Below are 11,132 nucleotides of genomic sequence, written 5' to 3'. Positions count from 1 at the left end.
GCCCGGCGCGTCGCACGCGCCGGGCCCTTCCCGTGTGGTGTCGGCCGGTGGCCCGATGGGCCGGTGGGGCCTCAGCCGATGAGTCCGCCGATCAGGTTGGCGGGCTGCTTGGTCGGCGTCCCGCCGCCGGTGCTCCCCGAGCTGGTCGGTGCCTTCGGGGAGGTGGACTGGCGGGGGGTGCTGCGCGGGGTGGACTTGCCGGTGGTGCCCTTCGTCGCGGTGGGCGACTGGGAGCCCGTCCCGGCGGTTTCCCGGGCCGGGCCGCCGGTGGCGCTCGCCCCCGGCTTCGCGGCGGGTCCGGTGGCGGTGGTGGAGGGCTGCGGCTTGGCGGGCTGCTGCTGTTGCGTGGGCTGCTGCCGTGCCGGGGTGCCCGGCAGCGGCTGACCGGGGAGGTAGTTGGTCGGGGCCTGGCCGGGGCCGGGCACGGTGACCACGGTGGTGGAGCGGACGGCTCCGCCGAGGAGGGAGCCGATGAGCAGGGTGAGCCCGCAGACGACGGTGGCCATGACGGCACCGCGCCGCAGGACGCGCCGTCGCAGCTGCCAGATCTCGGAGCGGGGTCCGAGGGTGCGCCAGGCTTCTCCGGCGAGGCGTCCGTCGAGGGAGTAGACGGGGGCGCCCGCGATGATCAGCGGGCTCCAGGCGGCGAGGTAGATGATGTCGGGGGCGTCGTAGGCGGGGACGGTCTTCCAGCTGACCGTCATCAGGAGCGCGGCGGAGAGCAGCGCCCCGAAGCAGGCGGCGAAGCGCTGCCAGAGGCCGAAGACGGTCAGTACGCCGACGATGACCTGGAGGAAGGCCACGCTGAGGCCCGCGCCGACGGGGTGGGCGAGGGCGAAGTCGCGCAGCGGCTCGGCGAGGGCCCAGGGCTGCAGGGTGTGCAGCCAGGTGACCATGGAGCCGCGTTCGCCGCCGTCGAAGTAGACGGGGTCGCACAGCTTGCCCATGCCGGCGTAGATGGAGATGAAGCCGAGGAAGCAGCGCAGCGGGAGCAGGACGACGCCGAGGTTCATGCGGCGGCCGGGGTAGTACGAGGCCTGGCCGCGGGAGTCGGAGGCGGCGCGGCGGCCGTCCGTCCCGTGGTCGGGGCCCCCGGCGCCCGCGTACGCGGGCGCGCGCTCGTACGGCAGGTCCCGTACGGCGTTCAGCGGGCGGGTCTCGTCGGGGTCGCCGTAGGTGCGCTGGCCGATGACGGTCGGCGTGGCGAGGGTGTCGTCGGCGAGGTCCTGGGCGAGGTCGATGCGCGGGATGACCTGGGTGGCTCCGCCGTCGTAGTCGCCGCCGTACTCGTCATGGCTGCGGCCGGCCTCGCGTACGGCCTGGAGGAGTCCGCCCATGGCGGCGGAGTCGCCGGGGGCCGACCTGCCGCTCCAGACGACGGGGGCCCGGCGGCGGGTGGCCCCGGCGGCAGCGACCACGGCGCCGCCGAGGACGGGTGCGCGGCCGGGGGCGTTCGCGGGCTTGGAACGCGCGCTCGTGCTCGGTGCGAGCCGCACGCGGAAGCTGGCGTGGTTGACGATGACCTGTGCGGGGTCGCACGGCACCTTGACCATGCTGAGCGCGGGCTGGTCGTCGAACCCTGACGTTCTGGTGTCCACACTCATCTAACCGAGTGATCAGTGTTTAGGACACTGCCTTGACAGCAGGGATGTGTCCGAGACCCGTCAAAATCAAGCCACCCCGCCCGAAACGGGCGGGGTGACACGCTCACGGGTCACATTCCGTGAGCCAAGTGGATCAAGCGCGCGGCGTCGCGGCGCGGCGGCGGGCCGCCTCGTAGAGGACGACGCCCGCGGCGACGCCGGCGTTGAGCGACTCGGCGCCGCCCGGCATCGGGATGCGCACGAGGTAGTCGCAGTTCTCGCCGACGAGGCGGCCGAGGCCCTTGCCCTCGGAGCCGACGACGATGACGACCGGGCCGGCGAGCGCCTCCAGGTCCTGCACCTCGTGCGTGCCCTCGGCGGCGAGGCCGACGATGGCGATGCCGGCCTTCTTGTACTCCTGGAGGGCGCGGGTCAGGTTGGTGACGCGGGAGACCGGGGTGCGGGCGGCGGTGCCGGCCGAGGTCTTCCAGGCGCCGGCGGTCATGCCGGCGGCGCGGCGCTCGGGGATGACCACGCCGTGGCCGCCGAAGGCGGAGACGGAGCGGACGATCGCGCCGAGGTTGCGCGGGTCGGTGACGCCGTCGAGGGCCACGATCAGCGGGTCGTCACCGTTGTCGTACGCCTCGGCGGTGAGGTCCTCGGGGTGCGCGTACTCGTACGGCGGGACCTGGAGGACCAGGCCCTGGTGGTTGAGCCCGTTGGTCATGCGGTCGAGCTCGGGGCGCGGGGCTTCCATCAGGTTGATGTTGCCGCGGTCGGCGGCGAGCTTGAGGGCGTCGCGGACCCGCTCGTCGTTGTCGATGAACTGCTGGACGTAAAGCGTCGTGGCCGGAACCCCGTCGCGCAGCGCCTCGAAGACCGGGTTGCGGCCGACGACCATCTCACTGGTGCCCTTGGGGCCGCCGCGGCGGGGGGTGGGGCGCCGCTTGGCGGCCTGGCGGGCCATGGCGTTGGCGATGCGGTTCGCCTTGTGCTTCTTGCGGTCCTCGGCCTTGGGCGTGGGGCCCTTGCCTTCCAGGCCCTTGCGCCGCTGGCCACCGCTGCCGACCGTCGCGCCCTTCTTGTTGGACGTGCGGCGGTTCCTGCGCTGGCTGTTCCCGGCCATGACTTCTACCTGTTTTCGTTGGTGCTGCGGTATGTACGTATGAAGAGTGTGACGCCCGGAGCTCCGGGCGGCACACCAAGCTCAGCTGCCCGGGCCGGGCGTGCTCAGCGGGGGCCGAGCGTCCAGCGGGGCCCGGTGGGGCTGTCCTCGATGACCAGGCCCGACTGCTGGAGCTGGTCGCGGATGGCGTCGGCGGTGGCCCAGTCCTTGCGGGCGCGGGCGGACTCGCGCTGGTCCAGGACGAGGCGTACGAGGGTGTCGACCGCGCCGTGGAGGTCCTCGCCGCGGTCGGACTCCTCGGCCCAGTGCGGGTCGAGCGGGTCGAGACCGAGGACGCCCAGCATGGCCCGCACCTCGGACAGGCGCGCGATGGCCGCGTCCTTGTCGTCGGCCGCGAGGGCGCTGTTGCCCTGTCGGACGGTGGTGTGGACGATGGCGAGCGCCTGCGGGACGCCGAGGTCGTCGTCCATGGCCTCGGCGAAGGCGAGCGGCACCTCGGTGGCGGGCTCGACGGGCGAGCCGGCCTTCTCGATGACGCGCTGGTAGAAGCCCTCGATGCGGGCGAAGGCCGACTCGGCCTCGCGCAGCGCCTCTTCGCTGTACTCGATCATCGAGCGGTAGTGCGGGGTGCCGAGGTAGTAGCGCAGGACGATCGGACGCCAGTTCTTGACCATCTCGGAGACGAGCACCGAGTTGCCGAGGGACTTGGACATCTTCTCGCCGGACATGGTGACCCAGGCGTTGTGCACCCAGTACGACGCGAACTCGTCGCCGAAGGCCTTCGCCTGGGCGATCTCGTTCTCGTGGTGCGGGAAGATCAGGTCGAGTCCGCCGCCGTGGATGTCGAAGGCCTCGCCGAGGTACTTGTGCGCCATGGCGGAGCATTCGAGGTGCCAGCCGGGGCGGCCGCGGCCCCAGGGGGTCTCCCAGGAGGGCTCGCCCGGCTTGACCGACTTCCACATGGCGAAGTCGCGGGGGTCGCGCTTGCCGGTCTCGCCGGTGCTCTCCGGCTGACGGATGTTGTCGAGCTCCTGGCGGGAGAGCGCGAGGTAGTCGGCGTACGACTTCACGTCGAAGTAGACGTTGCCCTCGGACTCGTAGGCGTGGCCGCGCTCGATGAGGCCGCGCATCATCTCGACCATCTCGGTGACGTGGCCGGTGGCGCGCGGCTCGTAGGTGGGCGGGAGGCAGCCCAGCGCGCTGTAGCCGTCGTTGAAGGCGCGCTCGTTCTCGTAGCCGATGGACCACCAGGGGCGGCGCTGCTCCGCCGCCTTCGCGATGATCTTGTCGTCGATGTCCGTGACGTTGCGGATGAAGGTGACGTCGTAGCCCCGGTACGCGAACCAGCGGCGCATCATGTCGAAGTTGAGGCCCGACCGGATGTGCCCGATGTGCGGGGCCGCCTGCACGGTGGCGCCACAGAGGTAGATCGAGACGCAGCCCGGAACGAGCGGGGTGAAGTCGCGGATCTGCCGGGCGCTGGTGTCGTACAGGCGAATAGTCACGGCATCCAGGGTAGTGCGCGCATAGCAGTGCCCCGCGACCCTTTGGGGACGTGGGGCACCTTTGTTGTCGAAGTTGTGCCGTCGAGGGCCTTCTCCGGGCGTACTCAGGTCCGGTTCGTCCGGTACACGAGCGCGGTGGCGATGGCGGCGAGGCCTTCGGCACGGCCGGTGAGGCCGAGTCCGTCGGTGGTGGTGCCGGAGACCGAGACGGGGGCGCCCGCCGCGGCGGCGAGCGCCTTCTGTGCCTCTTCGCGCCGCTTGCCGATCTTCGGGCGTACGCCGATGACCTGGATCGCGATGTTGCCGATCTCGAAGCCCTCGGCGCGCACGATGCGTGCGGCCTCCGCCAGCAGGGTGACGCCGGCGGCGCCGGACCACTCGGGGCGGGAGGTGCCGAAGTGCGCGCCGAGGTCGCCGACGCCCGCCGCGGAGAAGAGGGCGTCGCAGGCGGCGTGCGCGGCGACGTCCCCGTCGGAGTGTCCGGCGAGGCCGTCCTCGCCCTCCCACAGCAGTCCGGCGCACCACAGCTCGCGGCCGGTCTCGAAGGCGTGCACGTCGGTGCCGATCCCGACGAGCGGGACGAGGGGGGCCGCAGCCGGGCGCGTGGCCTCGGCGGGAACCGCGGAGCCGTCCGCGGCCAGGGCGGGGGCCCCGGCTCGGATGCCGGAGCTCCCGCCCTGATCTGCCGAACCTGCGGAGCTAGTACGCATCGGTGGCCCTCCTGCGGGCGAGAACGGCCTCGGCGAGGACCATGTCGAGGGGGCGGGTGACCTTGAAGGCCTCTTCGTGGCCGGGGACCACGGTGACGGTGATGCCGAGCCGCTCCACCATGCCGGCGTCGTCGGTGGCGCCCTCGCCGTCGACGGCGAGCGCGGTGTGGGCCCGTACGAGGGTGGCGAGGTCGAAGCCCTGCGGGGTCTGCACGGCGCGCAGCCGGGCCCGCTCGGGCGTGGCGACGACGGGCTCGGGCTCGCCGGGCTTGCCGGGCTCGACCTCCTTGACGGTGTCGGCCAGCGGCAGGCCGGGCACCACGGCCGGGGCGCCGTCGCGTACGGCCTCGATGACGGCGTCCACGGTGTCGACGGGGACCAGGGGGCGGGCCGCGTCGTGGACGAGCACGGAGGTGACGTCCTGCGGGAGCGCGTCCAGGCCGGCGCGTACGGACTGCTGGCGGGTCTCCCCGCCGGGGACGACGAGGATCTCGGTCCGCTCGGGCAGTGACTGCTCGGCGAGCAGGAGGCGCACCTCGTCGGCGCCGTCGGACGGGGCGACGACCACCACGAGGGAGATCGCGCGGGAGCGGGCCATCGCGCGAACGGCGTGGACGAGCATCGGGGTGCCGCCGAGGACCCGCAGGGCCTTGGGGGCGCCGGGGCCGAGGCGTACCCCGCGGCCGGCGGCCGGGATCACCGCGGCGGTGCGGTGGGGGCGCGTTTCGTCAGACATCAGTAGCTCCGAGCCAGGTTTGTGACTTCGGCCGACATGGGTATGGCCAGAAGCGTGCCGGGTGCGACGCCCTCGCCCCTTCCGTGACGACCGGTCGAGCAGGCTGCCCGGACCCGGCACGCCATTGAGGTTGTGGGATCTGAAAAGGTAGATCAAAAGGCATGGGTACAGACATGCCGCAGCGCCCGGCAACAGGTCTCTCGTGGAGGAGAGACCGTGTCATCGGGCACCGCGGCACAACTGTGTACACCCTGGTTTTGGTGAACTTGGTGAACCTGAGGTACGGGGACTCGCGTCAGGACGCGAGAACCTCGTCGAGGAGGGCCTCGGCCTTGTCCTCGTTCGTGTTCTCAGCGAGCGCGAGCTCGCTCACCAGGATCTGACGCGCCTTCGCGAGCATGCGCTTCTCGCCCGCGGAAAGCCCGCGCTCACGCTCACGACGCCACAGGTCACGCACCACTTCGGCGACCTTGATGACATCGCCAGAAGCGAGCTTCTCCAGATTTGCCTTGTAGCGCCGGGACCAGTTCGTCGGCTCTTCTGCGTACGGTGCGCGAAGCACCTCGAAGACCCGGTCCAGCCCGTCCTGGCCGACTACGTCGCGAACACCGACGAACTCCGCATTGTCCGCAGGCACGCGAACGGTCAGGTCGCCCTGGGCGACCTTGAGCACCAAGTAGGTCTTGTCCACGCCTTTGATCTGGCGAGTCTCAATGGCCTCGATCAGCGCGGCCCCGTGATGGGGATAGACCACGGTGTCGCCAACCTTGAACGTCATGTGACAGGTACCCCTTCCGTGGCTATCCAGGGTAACACGAGAACTGACTGTTATGAATGGCGTTTTCGCAGGTCAGAGCGCATCTCGGGGCTTGACAACAGCGACAGGAACGTGCTGCGGAGGGCTTCCGGAAGGGGGTATTCGCAGGTCGGGGGCGCTGCGCGGACCAGGCGAAAGGGCCACGCTACACCTCCCCGACGCCGCCGCCAGTGTGACGTACGTCCCGTTTTGCCGGTTTCCAGGCCGGGAAACCGAACTACTCCGTTCGACTGGCGGACACCCACACGGATCGGTTCCGGACCAATCCTGAATTGATCACGAAGCACCGTTCGAAGGAATCTCGGAATTTGATCAACGGGACTCCACGGCGGGATATGCGGACGCCACATGATCGACCGCGTGATCGGCGAGGGGAATGAAAGATCGCGGGACCGGGGCAAGGGCGGGCGCCGCGCTGCGGAGGGTCGGGTGCGGGGGCGGGGTGGCGGCTCGGTAACCTAAGCGCGCTGACACACCCTTAGAGCGGCTTTACCTCGGCCGTTCCGAGGACCCACCCTTCCGTTCCGTACGTCCAAGGAGATGCCGCCGCCGTGAGCCGCAGCCTTCGACGCGGCGCCCTCGCCGCCACCGCCGTCGTGTTCTCGATCGCCTCGCTGGCCGCGTGCGGTGCGGGCCGGGACGCGCAGACCCTCCAGGTCAAGCCGGACAACGCCGCCGTCACCAAGGGCGACATCAAGATCCAGAACGCTCTGGTGATCACCCAGGGCGAGAAGGGCAAGAAGGGTCCGGCCGCCGTTTCGGCGACGGTCTTCAACTCCGGCGACAAGGCGCAGACCCTCGACGCCATCACCCTCCCGGGCGGCAAGGGCAAGGTCGTCCTGAAGGCGGCCGCGGGCACCGGCAAGGTCACCGTGCCGGCCGGCGGGTCCGTGGTCCTGGGCGGCCAGGGCAACGCCTCCGCCGTGATCGAGGACGGCGCCGAGGCCGGGAAGCTCGGCGACGCGCAGAAGGTCGTCTTCCAGCTGAGCAGCACGGGCGACGTCCCGATGGAGGCCTTCGTGGTCCCCGCCACCGGCATGTACGCGGGCTTCGGCCCGACCGTGGCCCCGGCCGCCGGCTCCACCCCGTCGGGCACTCCGTCCGGCGCCCCCTCGGGCACGCCGTCCGGGTCCCCCGCGGGCTCCCCGTCGGGCGCGGCCTCGGGCTCCCCCTCGGGCGCTGCCTCGGGCACCCCGTCGGGTTCCCCGTCCGGCTCCGCCTCGCACGGCACCGGCCACTGAGGCACGTGACCGCGTAGCCGCGTCACACGTACGCAAACGGGAAGGGCCCCGGTCGCTGATGCGGCCGGGGCCCTTCCCGTATGTCCGGTCTCCGGTTTACGGCTCGAACTTGTAGCCGAGGCCGCGGACGGTCACCAGGTAGCGCGGGGCACCCGGGTCCGGTTCGATCTTGGCGCGCAGGCGCTTGACGTGGACGTCGAGGGTCTTGGTGTCGCCGACGTAGTCCGCGCCCCAGACCCGGTCGATCAGCTGCATGCGGGTCAGTACGCGGCCGGCGTTGCGCAGGAGCATCTCCAGCAGGTCGAACTCCTTCAGCGGGAGGTCCACCTTGGCGCCGGCGACGGTGACCACGTGGCGGTCGACGTCCATCCGTACGGGACCGGCCTCCAGCGCGGCCGGGGTGACCTCCTCCGGCTCGCCGCGGCGGCGCAGGACCGCGCGGATGCGGGCGACCAGCTCGCGCGAGGAGAAGGGCTTCGTGACGTAGTCGTCGGCTCCTATCTCCAGCCCGACGACCTTGTCGATCTCGCTGTCCTTGGCGGTCACCATGATCACGGGAACGTTGGAGCGTCCGCGCAGCTGCCGGCAGACCTCGGTGCCGGGCAGGCCCGGGAGCATCAGGTCGAGGAGGACGAGGTCGGCGCCGTTGCGCTCGAACTCGTCGAGCCCGTCGGGCCCGGTCGCCGCGATGGCGACCTCGAAGCCCTCCTTGCGGAGCATGTAGGACAGGGCGTCGCTGAAGGATTCCTCATCCTCGACGACGAGCACTCGGGTCACGGAAGGACCTCCGGGGCAGGAATGGCTGGAGCGGTTTCTGGCGGTGACTGGGTCAGGCAGGGGTGGAGTGGGTGGGACGGTCCGGCGCCGGGGCCTGCGCCGCCGCTTCGGGGAGCCTGAGGGTGAAGGTGGATCCCTGGCCCTCCGAGCTCCACACCGACACCTCCCCGCCGTGCGAGGCCGCCACGTGCTTCACGATCGCAAGGCCGAGGCCGGTGCCTCCCGTGGCGCGGGAGCGGGCCGGGTCCACGCGGTAGAAGCGCTCGAAGATGCGCTCGCGGTCCTTTTCCGGGATGCCGATGCCCTGGTCGGTCACGGCGATCTCGATCAAGTCTCCCCCAGGTGCCGACACCCTGCGTCCGGCTATGCCGACGCGGGTGCGGGCGGGGCTGTAGTTGACGGCGTTCTCGACCAGATTCCCGAGGGCTGCCGCGAGCTGGCCGCGGTTGCCCCAGACGCGCAGGTCGGCGGTGCCGCCCGACGCCATGGTGATCTGCTTCGAGGACGCCGTGTGGCGGCAGCGGTCTATCGCCTCCGCCACCAGGGTGTCCACCCGCACGGGCTCGGCGTCCTCCAGCGGGTCGTCGTTCTGGACCCGGGAGAGGTCGATGAGCTCCTGGACGAGGTTGATCAGCCGCGTGGCCTCGATCTGCATGCGGCCCGCGAAGCGGCTGACCGCCTCGGGGTCGTCGGCGGCGTCCATGACGGCCTCGGAGAGCAGGGAGATCGCGCCCACCGGCGTCTTCAGCTCGTGCGACACGTTGGCGACGAAGTCGCGGCGTACGGCTTCGATGCGGCGGGCCTCGGTGAGGTCCTCGACCAGCAGCAGCACGAGGCGCGAGCCCAGCGGGGCGACGCGCGCCGAGACGGCGAGGGCCTCGCCTCGGCCGGTGCCGCGCCGGGGCAGGTCGAGCTCGACCTGGCGTATCTCCCCGTCGCGGCGGGTGTCGCGGGCCATGTGCAGCATGGGCTCCACGGCGAGTTTGCCGCCGCGCACCAGCCCGAGGGCGTACGCGGCCGAGCTCGCCTTGACCACGGCGTCGCCCTCGTCGAGCACCACGGCGGAGGACCGCAGCACGGAGAGGACGGTGTCCACGCCGGGCGGAAGCACCGCGTTGATGTCGGGGCGCATGGAGCTCCGGGTGGGGCGGGCCTGGTCGCGCTCGCTCCAGCGGAACGCCAGCATGGCGATGACGCCGGTGCAAAGACCGGCGATCGCTGCAGCTGCGGCGACCGCCGCGTTCACGTCCATGGATCCAGGTTAAGCAGGCTCGACGACACTTCCACAGCCGTTCGGGTGGCACCTCGAACAGTCGTCGCCCAGAGTTCACCCTGGCGACGGGGTTGATTCATTTGTGATGCCGGAGTCCGACGCGTTCGCGGTTCACCGTGAAAACGTGGGGCACGGACACCCGCCCCGAGGAAACAGGGCAGCAGCGGATCAGCACCAGAGCAGCAGCCGCAGTAGAGCAGTAGTAGTAGGTCGAGAGAGGGACACGAGACATGCGCGACGCGTACCACGAGGAACTGGACTCGATCGGAGAAAGCCTGGTCGAGATGGCCCGGCTCGTCGGTTCCGCGATCGGGCGGGCCACGACGTCCATGCTCGACGCCGACCTGAAGCTCGCCGAGAGCGTCATCGCCGCCGACCAGAAGGTCGACGACCTCCAGCACGACCTGGAGGCGCGCGCCATCGCCCTGCTGGCCCGCCAGCAGCCGGTCGCCACGGACCTGCGCATCGTCGTGACCTCGCTGCGGATGAGCGCCGACCTGGAGCGCAGCGGCGACCTGGCCCAGCACGTGGCCAAGCTCGCCCGGCTGCGCTTCCCGGACACGGCCGTGCCGCGGGACCTGCACGCCACCATCCTGGAGATGGGTCAGCTGGCGCAGCGCCTGATGGCGAAGGCCGCGGAGGTCATCATCACGAAGGACGTCGACCTGGCCCTCCAGCTGGAGACGGACGACGACGAGATGGACCAGCTGCACCGCACGCTGTTCCAGCACCTGATGGACGACCGCTGGAAGCACGGCATCGAGACGGCGGTGGACGTGACGCTGCTGGGCCGCTACTACGAGCGGTTCGCGGACCACGCGGTGTCGGTGGCCAAGCGCGTGGTGTACCTGGTGACGGGCGAGCACGCGGACGACCTCCAGCAGCCGACGGTCGTCGACGGCGCCTGATCCGGGTCACTGCGCCAATGCGCCGTTGACGCGCCGGTGTGGCTGGGCATGAATGAGGCGAAGGCAGCACGACTTCCCGTTCGTCGCCTGCGAGGAGGAACCATGCCCGATTCCCCCGTCCCCATCACCCCGGAGCAGGAGCAGCCGCCGAGGCCGGAGCCGCTGCGGCTCCCGCTGCTGGCGGCCTGCGGCTGCGGCTCGGGCTGCGGCTGCGGCTGCCAGTCCGGCGCCCCCTGCCAGTGCGGCGGCTGACCGCCGCACGTCCGCGCGCACGTGAGGGCCCCGTCCGGGATCCGGACGGGGCCCTCGTGCGTCGACGGGTCAGGGCGCGGCCGGTGCCACGGGAGCGGCCTTTGCCACCCCGGCGCCCTCGATCACGGTGGCCGGAACGCCGCCCAGTACGGGGGCGGCCTGGACGACCCTGTTGCGCGCGGGAGCGGCGGGCGCGGCCGGCGC

At 71.4% G+C, this 11,132-nt stretch carries 10 protein-coding genes and 1 pseudogene; 3 read left to right on the top strand and 8 right to left on the bottom strand.

What is annotated here, in order from left to right:
• Positions 1–71 precede the first annotated feature (71 nt).
• The 6 genes from ACFV9H_RS40290 to ACFV9H_RS40265 all read right to left on the bottom strand — a co-directional run bounded on the left by ACFV9H_RS40290 (position 72) and on the right by ACFV9H_RS40265 (position 6,438).
• Positions 72–1,604: a DoxX family membrane protein gene (locus ACFV9H_RS40290; RefSeq protein WP_385408773.1), complete on the bottom strand. Its 1,533-nt coding sequence runs from the start codon at positions 1,602–1,604 to the stop codon at positions 72–74.
• 133 nt (positions 1,605–1,737) lie between these two features.
• Positions 1,738–2,709: a 23S rRNA (guanosine(2251)-2'-O)-methyltransferase RlmB gene (gene rlmB / locus ACFV9H_RS40285; RefSeq protein WP_385408771.1), complete on the bottom strand. Its 972-nt coding sequence runs from the start codon at positions 2,707–2,709 to the stop codon at positions 1,738–1,740.
• A gap of 104 nt (positions 2,710–2,813) precedes the next feature.
• Positions 2,814–4,214, bottom strand: a complete 1,401-nt coding sequence (gene cysS / locus ACFV9H_RS40280) for a cysteine--tRNA ligase (protein ID WP_385408769.1) — start codon at positions 4,212–4,214, stop codon at positions 2,814–2,816.
• Positions 4,215–4,318: 104 nt separating this feature from the next.
• Complete coding sequence (gene ispF, locus ACFV9H_RS40275; protein WP_385408767.1) at positions 4,319–4,924, bottom strand: 2-C-methyl-D-erythritol 2,4-cyclodiphosphate synthase; 606 nt, start codon at positions 4,922–4,924, stop codon at positions 4,319–4,321.
• The gene (gene ispD, locus ACFV9H_RS40270) at positions 4,914–5,660 is read right to left on the bottom strand and encodes a 2-C-methyl-D-erythritol 4-phosphate cytidylyltransferase (protein ID WP_385408765.1); all 747 of its coding nucleotides are present in this window, start codon (positions 5,658–5,660) and stop codon (positions 4,914–4,916) included. The genes ispF and ispD overlap by 11 nt, the downstream gene beginning before the upstream one ends.
• A gap of 295 nt (positions 5,661–5,955) precedes the next feature.
• Positions 5,956–6,438, bottom strand: coding sequence for a CarD family transcriptional regulator (locus ACFV9H_RS40265; protein WP_003953493.1), 483 nt, complete (start codon positions 6,436–6,438; stop codon positions 5,956–5,958).
• Positions 6,439–7,028: 590 nt separating this feature from the next.
• Between ACFV9H_RS40265 and ACFV9H_RS40260 the strand changes: the two genes are divergently transcribed.
• A complete protein-coding gene (locus ACFV9H_RS40260; RefSeq protein WP_385408763.1) occupies positions 7,029–7,718 on the top strand; it encodes a DUF461 domain-containing protein in 690 nt (229 codons plus the stop codon).
• Positions 7,719–7,814: 96 nt separating this feature from the next.
• Here the strand turns inward: ACFV9H_RS40260 and ACFV9H_RS40255 are convergent, their stop codons facing one another.
• Together ACFV9H_RS40255 and ACFV9H_RS40250 are read right to left on the bottom strand one after the other, a co-directional pair.
• The gene (locus ACFV9H_RS40255; protein ID WP_007265514.1) at positions 7,815–8,495 is read right to left on the bottom strand and encodes a response regulator transcription factor; all 681 of its coding nucleotides are present in this window, start codon (positions 8,493–8,495) and stop codon (positions 7,815–7,817) included.
• A gap of 93 nt (positions 8,496–8,588) precedes the next feature.
• A pseudogene (locus ACFV9H_RS40250) lies at positions 8,589–9,747 on the bottom strand (sensor histidine kinase); the annotation flags it as partial.
• 251 nt (positions 9,748–9,998) lie between these two features.
• Here ACFV9H_RS40250 and phoU point away from each other — a divergent pair.
• Together phoU and ACFV9H_RS40240 are read left to right on the top strand one after the other, a co-directional pair.
• A complete protein-coding gene (phoU, locus tag ACFV9H_RS40245) occupies positions 9,999–10,676 on the top strand; it encodes a phosphate signaling complex protein PhoU (RefSeq protein ID WP_385408761.1) in 678 nt (225 codons plus the stop codon).
• A gap of 102 nt (positions 10,677–10,778) precedes the next feature.
• On the top strand, positions 10,779–10,928 hold the full coding sequence (locus tag ACFV9H_RS40240; RefSeq protein ID WP_167344738.1) for a hypothetical protein: 150 nt from the start codon (positions 10,779–10,781) through the stop codon (positions 10,926–10,928).
• The last annotated feature ends 204 nt before the right edge of the window (positions 10,929–11,132 follow it).

Origin of the sequence: Streptomyces sp. NPDC059874 (assembly GCF_042731135.1) — a bacterium.
In the GTDB taxonomy this organism is placed as follows: Bacteria; Actinomycetota; Actinomycetes; order Streptomycetales; family Streptomycetaceae; genus Streptomyces.
Note: the sequence above shows the minus strand (reverse complement) of the source record. Positions and strands in the feature narration are given on the sequence as shown.